This is a genomic window from Curvibacter sp. EU05-FHT14A10 (genome assembly GCF_058791075.1).
Genome location: NZ_JBYTDE010000001.1, coordinates 489,690 through 506,944, shown reverse-complemented (window position 1 = coordinate 506,944; position 17,255 = coordinate 489,690). Strand labels below are relative to the sequence as shown.

11 protein-coding genes and 1 pseudogene are annotated in these 17,255 nt (G+C 67.0%); 5 read left to right on the top strand and 7 right to left on the bottom strand.

Annotation, left to right across the window (positions count from 1 at the left end; genetic code table 11):
* The first annotated feature begins 234 nt into the window (after nt 1-234).
* The 5 genes from AC3WUT_RS02190 to AC3WUT_RS02170 all read left to right on the top strand — a co-directional run bounded on the left by AC3WUT_RS02190 (nt 235) and on the right by AC3WUT_RS02170 (nt 8,437).
* Nucleotides 235-1,500, top strand: a complete 1,266-nt coding sequence (locus AC3WUT_RS02190) for an MFS transporter (RefSeq protein ID WP_492345416.1) — start codon at nt 235-237, stop codon at nt 1,498-1,500.
* 74 nt (nt 1,501-1,574) lie between these two features.
* A complete protein-coding gene (locus AC3WUT_RS02185) occupies nt 1,575-1,949 on the top strand; it encodes a FlxA-like family protein (protein ID WP_492345415.1) in 375 nt (124 codons plus the stop codon).
* Between the two features lie 242 nt (nt 1,950-2,191).
* Nucleotides 2,192-3,367: a response regulator gene (locus tag AC3WUT_RS02180; protein WP_492345414.1), complete on the top strand. Its 1,176-nt coding sequence runs from the start codon at nt 2,192-2,194 to the stop codon at nt 3,365-3,367.
* The gene (locus tag AC3WUT_RS02175) at nt 3,351-4,070 is read left to right on the top strand and encodes a histidine phosphatase family protein (protein ID WP_492345413.1); all 720 of its coding nucleotides are present in this window, start codon (nt 3,351-3,353) and stop codon (nt 4,068-4,070) included. The genes AC3WUT_RS02180 and AC3WUT_RS02175 overlap by 17 nt, the downstream gene beginning before the upstream one ends.
* Nucleotides 4,067-8,437, top strand: coding sequence for a PAS domain S-box protein (locus AC3WUT_RS02170; protein WP_492345412.1), 4,371 nt, complete (start codon nt 4,067-4,069; stop codon nt 8,435-8,437). The genes AC3WUT_RS02175 and AC3WUT_RS02170 overlap by 4 nt, the downstream gene beginning before the upstream one ends.
* Before the next feature lie 20 nt (nt 8,438-8,457).
* Here AC3WUT_RS02170 and AC3WUT_RS02165 read toward each other — a convergent pair whose 3' ends face one another.
* The 7 genes and pseudogenes from AC3WUT_RS02165 to AC3WUT_RS02135 all read right to left on the bottom strand — a co-directional run.
* On the bottom strand, nt 8,458-8,838 hold the full coding sequence (locus tag AC3WUT_RS02165) for a response regulator transcription factor (protein WP_492345411.1): 381 nt from the start codon (nt 8,836-8,838) through the stop codon (nt 8,458-8,460).
* Between the two features lie 12 nt (nt 8,839-8,850).
* Entirely contained in the window at nt 8,851-10,362 is a 1,512-nt protein-coding gene (locus tag AC3WUT_RS02160; RefSeq protein WP_492345410.1) for a sensor histidine kinase, read from the bottom strand.
* Nucleotides 10,359-12,965 (bottom strand): MHYT domain-containing protein, encoded by a 2,607-nt coding sequence (locus AC3WUT_RS02155; protein ID WP_492345409.1) that lies wholly within the window; start codon nt 12,963-12,965, stop codon nt 10,359-10,361. Before AC3WUT_RS02155 ends, AC3WUT_RS02160 begins: the two co-directional genes overlap by 4 nt.
* Nucleotides 12,962-14,368, bottom strand: a complete 1,407-nt coding sequence (locus AC3WUT_RS02150; protein ID WP_492345408.1) for a sensor histidine kinase — start codon at nt 14,366-14,368, stop codon at nt 12,962-12,964. The genes AC3WUT_RS02155 and AC3WUT_RS02150 overlap by 4 nt, the downstream gene beginning before the upstream one ends.
* A gap of 232 nt (nt 14,369-14,600) precedes the next feature.
* Nucleotides 14,601-15,305: a DUF2894 domain-containing protein gene (locus AC3WUT_RS02145; protein ID WP_492345407.1), complete on the bottom strand. Its 705-nt coding sequence runs from the start codon at nt 15,303-15,305 to the stop codon at nt 14,601-14,603.
* On the bottom strand, nt 15,302-15,973 hold the full coding sequence (locus tag AC3WUT_RS02140) for an OmpA family protein (protein ID WP_492345406.1): 672 nt from the start codon (nt 15,971-15,973) through the stop codon (nt 15,302-15,304). Before AC3WUT_RS02140 ends, AC3WUT_RS02145 begins: the two co-directional genes overlap by 4 nt.
* Nucleotides 15,973-17,255: pseudogene (locus tag AC3WUT_RS02135) on the bottom strand (hypothetical protein); the annotation flags it as partial. The gene AC3WUT_RS02140 and the pseudogene AC3WUT_RS02135, both read right to left, overlap by 1 nt.

The window sequence follows — 17,255 nt, the reverse complement described above, 5'->3', positions numbered from 1 at the left end:
TGAGAGCTTCAAGGGGCAGGGTCGATGATCGACGAAACATAAAATGATTTCGGAGCGGCAATCTGTTCCATTTGCGTTACGTCAAGGAATCTGAATTGGATTTTTGCTCAAGGGAAAACCCCATCTTCGGCGTGGCAACGGCGACACAAATCCACTGATGCCAAAGTCCGAAAAATGAAACGAGCCACGCATTTATTTCATCTATGATTTTTATCTCCAACCCCTGAGCCTGCTGTGCCTTCAACTGCCTTTCAAAAATCCCTGGCGTTGTTGACCAGCCGGCGTTTCGGCACCTTCTGGGTCGCCAGCCTGTTGGCCAACATCGGCACCTGGGCGCAACAGGTCACCCAGCCCTGGCTCATGCTCAGCCTGGGCGCCTCGCCCCTGATGCTGGGCCTGGATGCCTTTGCGCTCAGCGCACCCGCCCTGCTGCTGACCTTGGTGGGTGGCGAATTGGCCGACCGTGCCGATCGGCGCCGCACCATCGCCTTGTTCCAGTCGATCCAGATGCTGTGCCCTTTGCTGCTGGTCGCAGGCGTGCTGGGCGGCTGGATCCAACCCTGGGAAGTGGTGCTGCTCTCGCTGGTGGTTGGCGTGACCGACGCCTTGTCCATGCCATCGTTTCAATCGATTGTTCCGTCCATCGTCCAGCACGAGCAGATCCCGGCGGGCATCGCCCTCAATGCCAGTCAATTCAACCTGTCACGCATCCTCGGGCCTGCGGTGGCGGGTCTGCTGATGGCCAGTGCCGGCATGGCCGGCGCCTTTGCCGTGAGCGCAGCGTCCTACCTACCCTTCATCGGCGTGGCCCTGTGGGTGCTGCCGCGGCGCTTGCAAACGCCCCCGGCAGCCCCCCAGGTGCCGGGTCGCCCGCCCGCCCAGGCCCTGACCCAGGGCAGCCAGAGGCTCTGGCTGGGCCTGCGCGAGGTGCTGGGCCAGGCCCGACTGCGAGGCGCCCTGCTGACCGTGTTCGTCAATGCCCTGCTGTGCGCCCCCCTGATCACCTTTTGCCCCGTGCTGGTCAAACAGGCCTTTCAAGGCGATGCTGCCCAGTTCAGCCTGAGCGCTGGCGCACTCGGTCTGGGGGGCCTGCTGGGCGCAGCCGCCTTGCTGGGGTTCGACGCCCAGCGCGACCGACGCCCCTGGTGCACGGGCTTTGCGCTTGCCTATGCAGTGGTCGTGTTGCTGGCCGCCATCAAACCCTGGGCTGGCGCGATGGCCCCCTTGTTTGTCCTGGCCGGGGTGGCCATGACTGCGAGCAATGCCTCTGCCAACACCTTGCTGCAATCGAGTGCACCCGAGCACCTGCGTGGCAAGACGGTCAGCCTGTTCATGCTGGCCATGCGGGGTGGGTTGTCGCTGGGCAGCCTGCTCACGGGGTTCAGCGTGCACCTCATGGGCGTGCGCAGCGCGCTGGCCCTCAATGGGGTCCTGGCCTTGCTTGTCTTGTCGGGCCTGGGTTGGGTCTGGCGGCGGGCGAGCCAGGGCCCCGATTTGTAAGCAGCAGGCAAAGAAACCGCATCAGAAATACTAAATCAGTTCATTTTTGGCTGATATGGCCGATACACAAGGGCATGCAAGTCAATTCCAACACCTCCAGCAGCGCCGTCACAAGCACCACCAGCTCGGGCGGAACCGACAGCGCCAGCCAGATTGCCGCGCTTCAAAAGCAGTTGCGGCAATTGACTCAACAACTCAAGGACATCACCAATTCCGATGGTGACGCCAAGACCAAGCAAAAGCGTGCCGCCTTGCTGCAGGCTCAGATTCAATTGGTTCAGGCCCAGATATCCGCCTTGCAACAACAGCAGCAGCAAGAAAAGCTGGACAAAGCTGCGAAGGCCCAGGAATCCAGGCCCGGCCAGGCCAGCGGTAAAAATCAACAGGCGCAGCAGAAAAAAGCAGCCGCCCAGATCGGCCTGGGCCAGCAGGTCGACGTCTACGTCTGAAAACGTTGAATGGTGGCGCATGCAGATCGCCTCAACGCAATAAGCCGGGATTTTCAGCCGGCTCGGTTCGATACCCCAGCGATACCTGGTGATTCATTGCGATGGGGGCTGGATTATCGAAGCGCTTCGTGTATCTTGTTGTATCAAACAGCCAATGGAATATCCATGCTCTGCTGATGATGCACACGCACCCTGCAATTTCGCCCCCGAATCCAGACGCCTTGGCGCCTGCAGGGCGCGTTTTGCCGACGGTTTTGCTGGTGGACGACACCAAGGAGAACCTCTCCGTCATCGGTCAGATGTTGCGTCCGCTCTACCAGGTCCGGGTGGCCAATTCGGGGCAACGTGCCCTGCTCGCGCTGCAGAACCCACCTCGACCTGATCTGATCCTGCTCGACGTGATGATGCCCGACATGAACGGCTACCAGGTGTTGGAGCAACTGCGGGCTGCCCCCTTGTGGCGCGACATCCCGGTGATCTTTGTCACCGCCCTCAACGCCGACGACGACGAAGAGCACGGTCTGGCCCTGGGTGCGGTCGACTACGTGACCAAGCCGGTCAAGCCGGCACTGCTGCTGGCCCGGGTGCATGCGCAGCTCGAACTCAAACAGGCCCGTGACCGCCTGGCCCACCAGAACGCCTTTCTCGACGCCGAGGTGCGTCGCCGCATGGCCGAAAACGAGTTGATCAAGAACCTCAGCCTGTTCGCCCTGGCCACGCTGGCCGAGAAACGTGACAACGAGACCGGCAACCACCTGCGCCGCACCCAGGCCTACATCGAGGTGCTGATGAACCAGCTGCTCGATCATCCTCGTTTCGCCCAGGCGCTGGCCGCACCCGACGTGCGCCAGCGCATTGCCAAGGCCGCGCCGCTGCATGACATCGGCAAGGTGGGCATTCCGGACGCCATTCTCCTCAAGCCCGGCCGGCTCACGCCCGAAGAGTTCGAGATCATGAAGACCCATGCGGCCATCGGAGCGCAGGCCCTTGAAGAGGCCATTGAACGTGCACGTGAACTGGAGCCCACGCTGACCCCTGTGGGCGCCGGCCCGGACGCCCCGGGCGCACCAGACGCACCAGACGCACCAGACACATCCGACAGCAGCCCTTCCCTCGAGTTCCTCGAAACCGCCCAACAGATCGCGGCCGGCCACCATGAAAAATGGGATGGCAGTGGCTATCCCCTCGGGCTGTCTGGTGAAGCGATCCCTCTGCCGGCCCGCCTGATGGCCCTGGCTGATGTGTTCGATGCACTGATCTCGCGCCGCCCCTACAAGTTGCCCTTGCCCATGGACACCACCCGGCAAATCATCACCGAGGGCCGAGGCCGCCATTTTGACCCCGACATCGTCGACGCCTTTCTGGCCCGCTTCGATGAGTTCAGGACCATTGCAGACCACTATGCCGATCAAGCCTGAGCCCGCATCGCCGCGACCGGCCCTACAACGACTCGCAGCCTGTGCCGCGCTGGTGGCGCCCCTGCTGCTGGGTCCGAGCCAGGCAGCCCGGGCCGCGGATGCCAGCCCCATGCCCGCACCGACTCCATTTCAGGAGGTCATGGCCAAACCCGAAATCCTGAGCCAGTTGCGATCCGGCGGCTACGTGCTCTACATGCGCCACGGCACCACCGACAACAGCCGGGCCGATGCCGTCACCGGCCTGCGCCTGGACGACTGCAGCACCCAGCGTGTGCTCAATGACGAGGGGCGCCGTCTCGCGGTCACCCTGGGCAACACCCTGCGCCAGGCCCGCATCCCGGTGGCTGAGATCTTCCACAGCCCCTTGTGCCGCACCACCGAGACCGTGAAACTGGCCTACCCCGACTTCAAAGGCCCGGTGCACGCCGACCCGGACCTGATGTACACCGCCAACCTGACCAGTGAACAGAAAAAGCCCGTGCTGCAAGCCACCCGGCGCCTGGTCAGCACGCCGCCGGCGCCAGGCAGCAACCGGCTGATCGTGGCCCACGCCCCCAACATGGCAGACCTGATGGGCTACTTCGTCAAGCCCGAGGGCACGGTGGTCGTGCTGCGCCCACTGGGTTCCAACGGCTTTGAATACCTCGCCAGCATCCCCCCAGCCCTCTGGCCGCAGTTGCTCAAGGCGGCGCCGACGCCATGAAGTGGCGCACCGACTCCAAGCAACTGCATTTTCTGCTGCTGCTCTTTCTGCCGGTGGCGTTGGCCCTGCTGCTGGGTGGTGCGTTCAACCAGTTCACTGAACAGGAACTGCAACAGACTCGAAGCGAGTACGACCGGGCCCAGGCGCGCGACCTGGGCACCGCCAGCGAGGCCTCCTCGATCAGCCTGCAAGCGCTGGTCCTGCAGCAAGAGCTGACCGACGCGCTGGCGCAAGCCCAGGCCGGGCGCATCGACGAGGCCGGTGCCTACCGCCTGCACACCCGCATCGTTGACCAGGTGGCCCAGTTCGAGCAACGCCTGGCCCGTCTGGGGCAGGCCGACCTGTCAAGCGAGCAGGCCCAGGCCCTGCGCGCTGCCCAGACCGAATTCGGCGACTTCAAACGCTTTGTGCTCATGAGCACCGACCTGGCCTCGATCGACACCCGCCTCGCCGGCCAGCACCTGCTCACCGCCCATGAGCATTACGTGAAGCTGGCCTTGCAACTGCAGTCGATTGACGAGCGACTCACCCAACAAGCCCAGCAGCGCAACGCCGAGGCCGGCCAGGCGCTGGACGCCATCCGCACCCGCATGCTGGTGCTCAGTGGCACCGCCACAGGACTGGTGCTGCTGCTCTGGCTGGCCGTGGCCGTGCGGCTGGCCCGACGCCTGGGCCGCCTCAGCGCCGCGCTTCGCCAACTCAGCGAGCACGGGGACGAGCCCGGCGACACGCCGCTGTTCACCGAACTCGTGGCCAGTGCCCGCCGGCATGGCCTGCTGGGCGACATGACCCGCGCCGTGCTGGCCTACCGCGACGCCCGACTGCAGCGCCGCGCTGCCCAGGACGCACTGGACGCCGAGCGCAGCCAACTGCGAGCCCTGATCCAGGGCATGCCCGATCTGGTCTGGCTGAAAGACCCCGACGGCGCCTACCAGGTGTTCAACCAGCGCTTTCTGCAGCAGACCGGGCGCAGCCCCGAGTCCCTGCGGGGTCTGCGCGATCAAGACCTGTTCTCTCCTGAAGTGGCGGCGCTCTACCTCAGCGGCGATCAGATCGCCGTCGACACCGGCCGCTACGAGCTGCCGCCGCACTGGCGCACCTTTGCCGATGGCCACCGCGAGTTGGTGACCGCCATCAAAACCCCCATCCGCGACGCGCAGGGCCAGCTGCTGGGCGTGCTGGGCGTGGGCCGCGACATCACGGCCCTGCACCAGGCCCAGCAAGCCCTGGCCGACCGGGAACGCCAATACGCCAGCATCGTCAGCCAGGCCCCCATCGGCATCGTGCTGGTCGACCAGGCCACCCTGGGCTTCATCAGCTTCAATGAGGCGGCCTGCCAGGCCATGGGCTACGAGCGCGACGAATTTGCCCGGCTGAGCATCTATGACCTGCAAGCCCACCTGAGCCCCGCGCAAGTCGACGCCGTCGTGCAGCGCATCGTGTCCGAGAACGGCCTGGAGTTCGAAAACCAGCGCCGCAACAAACAGGGCGAGGTGCGTGAATTCTGGATCTCCATGCGCCCCCTGCAACTGGACGGGCGGGCCTGCCTCACCGGCGTCTGGATGGACGTGACCGAGCGCAAGAACACCGAGCGGGAACTGCAACGCCATCGTGAGCAATTGGAACAGCGGGTGATCGAGCGCACGGCCAGCCTGGAGGAGGCCAGCCGGCGCCTGTCAGAGCAGACCTTGCAATTGCGCTCGGCCAACAGCGAGCTGCGCGGCATCTTCGACCACGCCACCGCGGGCATCGTGATCCTGCAGTCGCGCCGGGTGTTGCGCTGCAACCGCAAGGTCGAAGAGATTTTCGGCTACCCCCCGGGCGCGCTGCTCAACCAGAGCACCCGGTTGTGGTACGGCAGCGATGCCGACTACGAAGCGGCAGGCCAGTTGATCGAGCGCCAGCTTGATCAACTGGGGCCCCATGTGCGCGAGCAGGAAATGCGCCGGCGCGACGGCAGCCGTTTCTGGGCCCGCCTGACCAATGCGCGCATCGACATTCCCGAGTTCCCCAACGCCATCATCGGCATCATCGAAGACGTGACGGCCGAGCACCGCCATGCCGAAGAGCTGCGCCGCGCCCGCGACATGGCCGAAAGTGCCAACCGCGCCAAGAGCAGCTTCCTGGCCAACATGAGCCACGAGATCCGCACGCCCATGAACGCGATCATCGGCCTGGCCCACCTGGTGCGCCGCGCCCCCTTGAGCGAGCGCCAGGCGCAGCAGCTGGACAAGCTGTCGGATGCGGCCATGCACCTGCTGTCCATCATCAATGACATCCTCGACTTCTCGAAGATCGAGGCCGGCAAGATGACCCTGGACCCGACCGACTTCCAGCTCGAACGCGTGGTCTCCAACGTGTTTGCCTTGGTCTCCGAAAAAGCCGAGACCAAGGGGCTGGAGCTGGTGGCCGAAATCGGCAGCCTGCCCCGCATGCTGCATGGTGACGGTGTGCGCCTGGGCCAGGTGCTGCTCAACTTCGCCAACAACGCCGTCAAGTTCACCGAGCATGGCAGCGTGCGCCTGCGCGGCAGCGTGCTGCCCGACCGGGGCGATGGCCACCAGTGGCTGCGCTTCGAGGTGAGAGACACCGGCATCGGCATCACCGCCGATCAGCAAACCCGCCTGTTCAACGCCTTCCAGCAGGCCGACGTTTCCACCACGCGGCTGTATGGCGGGACCGGCCTGGGCCTGGCCATCAGCCGGCGCCTGGCCGATTTGCTGGGCGGCCAGGTCGGTGTCAGCAGTCAACCAGGCCAGGGCAGCACCTTCTGGCTCGAAGCGCCCTTCGAATCAGCCCCCGACAGCCCTGTCAACGGCATCATGCCCCTGCCACCGCGCAGCCGCGTGCTGGTGCTTGATGACATGGAAGAGGCCCGCGAAGCCCTGGGCGACCTGTTGCAGGGCTTGTCCGCCCGGGTCGATCGGGCCAGCTCGGGCGCCCTGGCCCTGGAGATGGTGGCCCAGGCCGACGCGCACGGCGACCCCTACCTGATGGTGTTCTCCGACTGGCTCATGCCCGGCCTCAATGGATCGCAGACCTGCGAACGCATCCAGCAACTGCCCTTGCGCCAGCAGCCCGTGTGCATCCTGGTCAGCGGCAGCAGTGGCTGCCCCAGCGAGGTCAAGGATGACGGCATCTTTGCCGCTTTCATCCCCAAACCGGTGTTGCCCGCCTTGCTGGCCGACACCATCTCGGCCACCCTGGCCCAGGGTCGTGGCAACCTGGGCACAGCGCCTCACCCGGCCCAGGCCCAGCCCCGGTTCGCCCCCGGCCACCGCCTGCTGCTGGCTGAAGACAATGCGATGAACCAGGAAGTGGCCCTGGAACTGCTCAAGGACCTGGGCTTTGCCGTGGACCTGGCCTGCGATGGCCTGCAGGCCCTGGAGCAGGCCCGGCACCAGGCCTACGAACTGGTGCTGATGGATGTGCAGATGCCGGTCATGGATGGCCTGGAGGCCACGCGCCAGATCCGCCAGTTGCCCGGCTGGGCCAGCACCCCCATCCTGGCCATGACGGCCAATGCCTTTGCCGAAGACCGTGCCGTGGCGCTGGCCGCCGGCATGAACGACCACATCCCCAAACCCGTGGACCCGACCCTGTTGGCCCAGACCCTGGCCAAGTGGCTACCCGCAGCCCTGCGGGCGCCAGACAAGGCAGACACGCCGCCCGTGTCCAGCCCCGGCACCGCCTCGATGCCGGCGCTGGGCGATACCGAGTTGCGCCAGCGCCTGCACCTGGTCGAAGGCCTGCAACTGGACGCCGGCCTGCGCTCGATGCGCGGTGACCAGCAGCGCCTGCGCAACTTCCTGCTGCGTTTTGCCACCGAACATGGCCAGGACCTGCTGAAGCTGCGCGACGAAATTCAGCAAGGCGAGCACGAGGCAGGCCAGCGCAGGCTGCACACGCTCAAAGGGCTGGGGGGCATGCTCGGACTGGAGCGGGTCCAGCGCCTGGCCCAGGCTGCCGAGCAAGCGTTCAAACATTCGCCCGAAGCCGCCCCGGACAGTGATGCGGCCAACACCCAGGCCGTGCTCCTGGCACTGCAACAGGCCCTTGATGAAAGCTGCCAATCCATTCTGCAACGCCTGGGCCCGGACGGGACGGCCAGCACGCCAGCCCCCAGTCCGCTGCCCCAGGCCCCCGCCGGCTCGCTGACCCATCTGGCGGAGCCATTGGCCCATTGGCGCCGCCAACTGGCCAGCGACGACCTGGACGCAGCCGAAGCCTTCGAGGCCCTGCGCCCTGCCCTGCAGCAAGCCGATCCGGCCCTGACACGGCAGCTGGCGCAAGCCATGGAGGCCTTTGACCTGGCCGAAGCCCTGGCCCTGCTGGAGCGCCACCCCAAACCGCCGCCACCGGGCTGAAACCCACCGGGGCCGCCGCCTCAGCCCAGGGCCAGCACCCGCTGCACCCGCGCCAGCATGTCGTCCGGATCGAAGGGTTTGGTGGCGTAGTCGTCCGCCCCGGCCTCCAGGCCGCGCAAGCGATCGGCCTCCTGCCCCTTGGCCGTCAGCATCAGGATGTAGACCCCGGCCAGTGCCGGGTTGGCACGCACCTGCTGGCACACCTCGTAGCCACTGAGCTCGGGCATCATCACATCCAGCAGCACCAGGCGCGGCCGGTGCGCCTCGATCAAGTCCAGCGCCTCGCGCCCATTGCACGCGCTCAACAGGCCGATCCCCTGGTCCTCCAGATCGACCAGGCTCTCCTCCAGCAGCATGCGGATATGGGGCTCGTCATCCACAATCAATACGGTGGTTTCCATCGTGTTCCTTGTTCAATTCGCGGCCTCGTGGCCAGGCCATTCCATCCCGACCCGAAACCAGAAACGGCTGCCCTGGCCCGGCACACTGTCCACGCCCAGTTCGCCCCCCATGCGCTCCACCAGGTACTTGCAGACGGTCAGGCCCAGGCCCACGCCTTCGTGGCGACGCCCGCGCTCGCCATCGCCCTGCTCGAAGCTGGCGAAAATGCGCGCCATGTGTTCGGCCGGAATGCCCTCGCCCTGATCCTGGACGCTGAACACCAGCCGGGGGGCACCGGCCGCGCTGTCTTGCAGGGCGGCCTCCACCGTGATCAGCCCCTGACTGGAGAACTTGACGGCATTGCCCAGCAGGTGGCGCAGCACCTGACGCAGGCGATTGACCTCCCCGAGGGCCCCCGCCTCCAGCTCCGGATCGATCCGGGTTTGCAACTGCAGGCCCTTGGCCTGTGCCGCCGGCCGCTCGGCCGCCACCACCGCCTGCAGCAGGTCAACCACGCTGAAGGCACTGAGTCGCCGCGGCCCGTCGTCGTCGCCACGCGATATTTCCAGGATGTCATTGAGCATGCCGTGCAAATGACGGCCTGAGCTCTGGATGCTGCGCGCAAACTCCAGGCTATCGGGTTCCTGCAAGCGCAGCGCCAGCAGGTCCGAAAACCCCAGGATCGCGTTCATCGGGGTGCGCAGTTCGTGGCCCATGTTGCGCAAGAAAGCGTTCTTCGATCGGTTGGCGCTCTCGGCCCGGTCCAGGGCCCCACGCAGTTGGTCGGTCAGCAGCGCGTTCTCCAGCACCACGGCGCCATGGGCCGCCAGGGTGACCAGCAGTTTGAGGTGGTTGGCCTGAAACACCACCGCCTGGCGGCTGCCCACCAGCAAGGCGCCCAGTTCTGCGCGCGGGGTGACCATGGGGGCCACCATCAGACTCCTCTCGCCCAGGGCCGCGGGCAAGGCTTCGCCCGCGTTCACGATGTCGGCCTGGCGCATGGCACAGGCGCGCTGCGCCACCTCGCCGCCCCAGGGCGCGGCCGCGGGCGTGTGCACGCCTTGCTCGGGGCCCAGGCCCTGCGCCAGCAGGTTGGCATCGGTGCTCAGCAGCAAGACCTCCAGCGGCAGGCCCGGGATCAAGCGCGCAGCCTCGTGGCGCAGCGCCTGCAACACCTCGCGAGCCGGCATGTGGTGGTTGATCACCTCGTGCACCCGGAACAGCAGATTGATCTCGCGGTACTTGGCCAGCGCCTCCTCCACCAGCAGCCGGCGCTCTTCCTCCTGCATCAGCAAACCATTCATGGCCGCGGCGAGCGCGGGCGCATGCAAAGGGGCCGCCAGCCACAAGCGCTCGGGCAGCAGGCTGTCCAGCGGCACCCGTGGCCAGGCGCAGGCCGGCTCAGCCTGGCCGATCTGTCCTGCAATGGCTTCGCCCTGCTCATCCATCACGCACCAGGCGCTGTCCAGTGCCTGGGCCACACGGCCCAGCGCCTGGCCCAGCGCCGGCCGGTTCAGGGCGCGGCGGGTGGCGCGGGCGATCATGCGTCAGGCAGGGCCGGCACAGAACCGGTCACCACCAGGTACACCCGCTCGCCCTCCCGCGCCGCCTGCATCGACGAGGCCACATGCAGGGGGTCTTCAGAGGAGGAGAACACCACCATCATCTCCGGCAAGGCCGCCGCCCGCTCACCACGCTGCACCTCGGGGCCCAACACCTCCACCTGGTAACCCTTGGCCCGCAGCATCTGGGTCACGGCCACCACGGGTGCTTCGCCATCGTCCACCAGCAACATGCGCTTGGTGGATTCGCGCCGTCGCAGCAGGCCATCGATTTCGGGCAGCAGCACTTCCATGTTGATGGGCTTGGACAAGTAGCTGTCCGCCCCCACCGCACGGCCACGGGCGCGGTCATCCACGATGCTGAGGATGATGATGGGGATCTTGTTGGCCTCAGGCATGGAGCGCAACACCGCGGCCACCTCGAAGCCGCTCATGCCGGGCATCATCACGTCGAGCAAAATCAGATCGGGCGGCGCCTGCTTCACCTGCCGAATGGCCTGCAGGCCATCGGCGGCCTCGTGCACCCCGTAGCCCACGGCCTCCAGCTCCAGCCTCAGCAAGGCACGGATGTTGGTCTCATCATCCACCACCAAAATGGTGCGCGGGCCCTCGCTCAGGGCAGCCAGGGCGCTGGCCGGCGGGGCGTCGGGTGCCTGCGCCGCGCCCCCAGCCAAGGCCTCATCGGGCAGGGGCAGCGCAAAGTAGAAGGTGCTGCCCTGGCCGATCTGGCTTTCCACCCAGATCTCGCCCCGGTGGTGTTCGATCACCTGCTTGCTGATGGCCAGGCCCAGCCCGGTGCCTCGTGGTTTGTCGGTCAGGGTATTGCCGACCTGGCGGAAGCGCTCGAACAGCTGCTGTTGATCAAAATCGCTGATGCCGCAGCCCTGATCGGCCACCGCCACCGTGAGGCGCCCGCCCTCCAGGCGCGCCCAGCAACGCACCTCGCCGTGTTCAGTGAACTTGGCGGCATTGGACAGCAGGTTGATGATCACCTGCAGCAGGCGATCCGGATCGCCGCGCAGCAGCGGCAAGGGGCGGGCCACCTCCAGTTGCAGGGGCAGCGCCCGCGGCTGGTAGAGGGCGGCCGTGGCATCCACCGCCCGTTGCAACAAGGCGCCCATGTCCACGGGTTCATCACGCCATTCGATCTTGCCCGCTTCGATCTTGGTCAGGTCAAGCACGTCGTTGATCAGATTGGTCAGACGCTCGCCCTCGGACACGATGATGTCGAGCTGCGACTGGATCTTCTCGACCACCGAGATCACCTTGCTGTCCTCGGGGTTCAGCGCCGGCAGCACGCTGCGCTGGAACTGCTTGCGGATCACCTTGGCAAAGCCCAGCACCGAGGTGAGCGGGGTGCGCAGTTCGTGCGACACATTGGCGATGAAATCGGTCTTCATACGCGACACCTCCACCTCATGGGTGATGTCACGGAAGGTGATGACCAGACCTTGCGGCCCCGGCTGGGCCAGGCCGCTGTCCTGGCCCAACACGGTGGCAACCACCCGTGCAACCCGGCTGTCCAACACCGCCACCTCGGCCGTCAGGGAGGCACTGGCGCGCGGCGTGTCCAAGGCCCGCCCCACAAAATCGGCCACTTCGTCGCCAAACAGGGCGCTCACGGGCTGGCCCGCCACGGGTGAGCCGCTCTCATCGTCCAGGCCATACAAGGCCAGCAGGGCCGGGTTCACCTGGGTGATGCGGCCCTGGCCGTCGGTCACCAGCAGCCCATCGCCCATGTTGTCGAGCACCGCGGTCACCTTGCGCAGCATGGCCTGCATGGCCTCCGCGCGCTGACGGGCCATCGAGATGCGGGCCGAGGCCACCAGAAAGGCCAGGCCGCCGAGCAGCAGCAGCACGGTCAACAAGCCCACCACCGTGGCCAGGGCGGTCGGGTCGGTGAACCCGGAGACACCCGAGGCCCCCGCCGGGCCGGGCAGAAAATACGCACCCGCCATGGCGGTGTAATGCATGGCCGAGATGGCCAGGCCAAGCACCGCCCCGCCGGCCAAGGAGCCCAGGAAAGGGTGCCGCCCCAGACGCGTGCCCAGCAGCCGCTGGCGCAGCCACAGCGCCCCGATGGCCAGCAACACCGCCGCCACGATCGACAGCATGAACAGCCCGCTGTCATAGCGCAGCACCCCGTCCAGGCGCATCGCGGCCATGCCCAGGTAGTGCATCAGGCCCACGCCTGCCCCCATCACGCTGCCCGCCAGCCATAAAGTGGCCGGGCCCGCACGGTCGCGTGCGGCAACCTGCAGGGCCACGGCCGCAGCCGCCACCCCCGGCAGCACCGACAGTGCCGTCAACCAGGGCTCATACTGAATACCGCAGGCCAGGCGCAGGGCCGTCATGCCGATGAAATGCATGGCCCAGGTGCCCAGGCCCAGCATCAGCGCCCCCAGGGCGATCCACCGAGGGCGGTGGGTCTTCTGGTTGGCCATCTCCAGCGCACAGCAGGCCGCAAAGACTGCCAGCAGCACCGAGACCAGCACCTGGGTGGGCTGGAAGTGCATGTCGTAGGCCCGCAGCACCTCGTCGGGTGAGGTGATGAAGCTCAGGGGCAAGACGGTAGACAGGTTCATGAGACGCCTTCGGTGTGAAGCTGTACAGGAGAGGTCTGGCCGTGGCCGCCAACGCGCGGACCGTCTTCAGACGGCACAGCCTTTGGATCCAGCGGCAACTGCAGGACAAAGCAAGCACCGCCCTGCTCGCGGTTGTGCGCCGTCAGCTGGCCCGCATGCCGGTGCACGATGCCCCAACTGATCGACAGGCCCAGGCCCATGCCCTGCCCCACTGCCTGGGTGGTGAAAAAGGGGTCGAAGATGCGGCCCAGGTGCTCGGCCGCGATGCCGGGCCCGGTGTCCTCAAAACGCAGTTCGACACGCGCCTCGTCCAGCCGGCGTGTGGCAATGCGGATGCAGCCAGGCCCCCGCAAGGCCTGCACGGCATTGGTCAGCAGGTTCAGAAACACCTGGTTCAGCTGTGGAGCGATGCAATGGACCAGCGGCAGCTCGGGTGCGGGTTCCAGCTGCACCTCGCAGCCCGGCGGAAACTGGCCGGCCATCAGGCGCAGGGTGGCCTGCAGGCCTTCGTGCAGGTCGGCCCAGGCCCAGTCCTCGCGACCGAAGCGCGAGAAGTTCTTCAGGTCGGCCACGATGCGGCTCACCCGGTCAAGCCCGTCGCGGCTTTCGTCCAGCATCAGCGCCAGATCCTCGCGCAGGTAGGGCAAATCCTTTTCTTGGCACAGGCGCAGGTAGTCGGCCCGGGCCGGGCTCGCCGCGGCCTGCTGGCACACCGCATCACCGGCCTGCAGCAGGGCCATCACATCGCCGACATAGCCCTTGAGCGTGCCCAGGTTGGAGCGCACAAAGCTGATCGGGTTGTTGATTTCGTGCGCCACACCGGCCGCAAACTGCCCCAGCGAGGCCATTTTTTCGGACTGCAGCAACTGCAGCTGCGCCTGCTCCAGGCGCTGGTTGAGTTCACGCTGGCGGGCCAGGGCTTCGGACAGGCTTTGCGTGCGCTGCTGCACGGCGGCCTCCAGGCTGTCGTTGCGCAACTGCAGTTCGTCGCGGCCCTGCTTGAGCTCCAGCTGGGTGCGCACCCGGGCCATCAGGATGGGCGAGCGAAAGGGCTTGGTCAGGTAGTCGACCGCCCCCAGCGTCAGGCCCACCCGCTCGTCGTTCTCGTCGGTCATGGCGGTCACGAAGATGACCGGGATCTCACAGGTTGCCGGGTCGGAGCGCAGGCGCCGCAACACCTCGTAGCCATCCATGTCGGGCATCATGATGTCGAGCAGGATCAGGTCGGGCCGCGGGCTGGCGGCAGCCAGTGTCAGCGCCAGGGCGCCGGAATCGGCCTCCAGCACCTGGTAGGCGGGGCTCAGCAGGCCACGCAGCAGGATCAGGTTGACGCGCTGGTCGTCCACCAGCAGAACCACCGGGGCAGCAGGTCGCGTCGCAGGCTCACAGGTGCTCGAGGTCATCAGGGTCTCCGTGGGCTGGCAGCCCAGGGCCAGCGGATGCACAGGGTCAATTGCAGCCCCCCAACCAGTCTGGCGGGACGGCCTCAAAGGACCAAATGAACACGTTCATCAAAGAACGCATTTCACAGAGCGTGTTTATACCTCACAAACCCTTTTTTGCCACATTTAAACGGCATAAATAATTTCAGAAAATCATTTATGCAGCTTTAAAATCTGCAAAACCTGGGTCAAGCTACGTGCGTTTGACCCGACGCTGTGCAGCCCCGGGCTTGCCTTTGGCCTTGGGCGGCTGGGGCTTCTGGCCGGCAGCGTCCAGCCACAGCAAGGCATCGACATGCGTCACAAAGCGGCGCAGGTAGTCGGGCGACAGGCCCCGCATCAGGTCCAGCGAGCGCAGCAACAGCGCGTGCGAATTGAGCGGGCCGGCGTTCTCTGGCTTGCGACCCAAGGCTTCCGTGACGCGGGTCTCGGCGCGCAGGCGCGACCAACCCTCGCGAAACCGGGTCACGCTCTTCATCTCGGGTCGGCCGGCCGGGCTGCGCACGGGCGCCGACACCGCCTCCTCGCCCTCGGCCAGGGGGGCCGGCGCACTGGCCTCACGCAGCAGGCGGTTCAGCTCGGCCAGCACCGCGGCCGGTGCGGGGCGGGTCAAGGCCGGGTCGCCGGGCGCCGGGCGGGGCTCGTTCACAGCCCAGGCCAGGGCCTGCTCAAAGCGGTCCAGCGCCTCACCCAGGCGCCGCTGCAAGCGGGCCCGCAAGGGCCCATAGTGCGCCTGCGCCTGCGCCTGGCGGGCCAGGCTTTCCAGATAGGCCAACCCGATGGGGTCGGCCTGCCCCGCCCCGGCCTCGTGCAAGGCCTGCAAGCGGGCCAGGGCCCGAGCCAGTTCGTCTGCGTCGGCCAGGGCAGGCTCCATCGCTGGGGGCACAAGCGACATCATGGACGTGGGTCGCGGCCGTCAGTCACGGCCGCCGGGGCCGGGGCCGATTTGGGCACAGGCGCCATCTCGACACGCCGGTTCAGCACCCGGCCGGCCTCGTTGGCGTTCGAGGCCACGGGCTGCTCGGCCCCGAAAGCGGCGGCAAAGGTCTGCGACGAGGGCATGCCCTCGTCCACCAGCGCCCGGGTCACGGTCAAGGCCCGCTGGGCCGACAGCTCCAGGTTGTCGGCAAAGCGTCGGTTGCCTTCCTGGATCGGGCGGTCATCGGTGAAACCACTGACCATCAGCATCTCGTCACGCTCGGCCAGGTACACCTTGAGGGGCTGCACCAGGCTTTTGAGCAAGGCCCGGCCTTCGGGCCGCAACTGGTCTGAGTTGAACGGAAACAGCACGCTGCCGCTGATGCCGATGCGCCCGTTGTTCAGCGTCACCCGCCCTGCCGCCAGCGGGCCCGCCAGCGCCTTTTCCAGGCTGATGCGACGCCGTTCCTCGACCTGGCGTTTCTGCACCTCGACCTGAAGGTGGTCCACCAGGTCCATCTGCACCACCAGCACGCCCAGCAGCACCAGCACAAAGGCCCCCAGCAGGCCGGTCATCAGGTCGCCGAACACGGCCCACACCGGAGCGGTCTGCTCCAGGCCCTCGTCCATCTCCTCCAGCTGGCTCATCAGGCGCTCCCGGCCGCCGTGGCCTGGGCCTGCAGGCGGCGCAGGTCATCCACGATGCCGCGCTGCGCGCTGATGCTCAGGTCGATCACCTCGCGGGCCTGGGCCACGTAGTAGGCCAGTTGCTCGTCGCTGCGCGCCATCGACTGGGTGATGGCGGTCTCGACCCGTTGCAGGCCCTCGGCCAGCTTTTCATTGCTGCTGCTGAACAACTGCACCCCTTGATGGAAGGCCTCGCCCAGGCTGGACAGCTCGATGGCGCCGCCGCGCAGGTGCACGGCCAGGTCCTCGGCACGCACGGCATGGCTGCTCAGGGTCTCGGTGAACTGGGTGCCAGCCTGGCCCAAGGTGCCCAGCGCCTGGCCCAGCAGGGCCTGCACGCTGTCGCGCTGCTCGGCCGAGGCCTGCTCCAGGCTCAGCAGCAGTTGGTTCAGGCGCTCCATCAGGCCGCTGCGTTCTTGCAAGGCGGCCTGGTCACGCAGGTCCAGCGCGCCCATTTGTTCGCGCACCTGGGCCAGCAGCGCGGTGGCGGCCTGCGGCACCTCGGCGGCACTTTGCATCAGGCGCGCCATCGGCGCCTCCAGGGTCTGGCCCAGGGTGGCCAACTGGCTGGCCAGTGCCGCCTGCAGATCGCCCAGGCGCTGCACGGCAGCGTCGCCGCGGCGCGCTTCATCGTCGCGCAAGGCGCCCAGCTCCTGGCGCCACAAAGCGGCCAGCTGGTCCATGCGTTCGCCCTGTTGCTGCAACCAGCGCTCCTCGGCGGTGCTGCGGGCCTGGGTCAATTCGTCCTGGCGGGCCACCAGGGCGGCCATGTCGGCCAGGGTGCGACGTGCCTGCTCGGCACTGCGCTCGCCCAACTCGCCCGCCGTCTTCTCCAAGGTCTGGCACAGCTGCTGCTGACCGGCCAGGGCCTGCTGGCCCACGCGCTGCCACTCGACCTGCAAGGTGCCGGCCATGCTGCCCAGGGCCTGTGACCAATCGGCCAGGCGCTGTCGGTCTGCCGCCTCCTGTGCGGCCTGTGAGCGGATCTCGGCCTCGGAACGGGCCTGGGCCAAGGCATCCAGGCGGCTGAGCAGCTGGCGGGTCTCGGCCAGGGTCTGCCGCGCCTGCTCGGCGCTGTGCTCGCTGATGGTGGCCGCCGTCTGCTCCAGGGTCTGACTCAGGGCCTGCTGCTGGGCCAGGGCCTGCTCGCCCACACGCTGCCATTCGCCCTGCAGGCTTTGCGCCACCGAGCCCAGGGCCTGGCCCCAGGCTTCCAGGCGCTGGCGGTCAGCCGCCACTTGCT

Excerpts from the sequence above, each read along its gene's own strand:
- AC3WUT_RS02185 (WP_492345415.1), top strand. The coding sequence starts at position 1,575 with ATGCAAGTCAATTCCAACACCTCCAGCAGCGCCGTCACAAGCACCACC.
- AC3WUT_RS02175 (WP_492345413.1), top strand. The coding sequence starts at position 3,351 with ATGCCGATCAAGCCTGAGCCCGCATCGCCGCGACCGGCCCTACAACGA.
- AC3WUT_RS02170 (WP_492345412.1), top strand. The coding sequence starts at position 4,067 with ATGAAGTGGCGCACCGACTCCAAGCAACTGCATTTTCTGCTGCTGCTC.
- AC3WUT_RS02165 (WP_492345411.1), bottom strand. The coding sequence starts at position 8,838 with ATGGAAACCACCGTATTGATTGTGGATGACGAGCCCCATATCCGCATG.
- AC3WUT_RS02160 (WP_492345410.1), bottom strand. The coding sequence starts at position 10,362 with ATGATCGCCCGCGCCACCCGCCGCGCCCTGAACCGGCCGGCGCTGGGC.
- AC3WUT_RS02155 (WP_492345409.1), bottom strand. The coding sequence starts at position 12,965 with ATGAACCTGTCTACCGTCTTGCCCCTGAGCTTCATCACCTCACCCGAC.
- AC3WUT_RS02150 (WP_492345408.1), bottom strand. The coding sequence starts at position 14,368 with ATGACCTCGAGCACCTGTGAGCCTGCGACGCGACCTGCTGCCCCGGTG.
- AC3WUT_RS02145 (WP_492345407.1), bottom strand. The coding sequence starts at position 15,305 with ATGATGTCGCTTGTGCCCCCAGCGATGGAGCCTGCCCTGGCCGACGCA.
- AC3WUT_RS02140 (WP_492345406.1), bottom strand. The coding sequence starts at position 15,973 with ATGAGCCAGCTGGAGGAGATGGACGAGGGCCTGGAGCAGACCGCTCCG.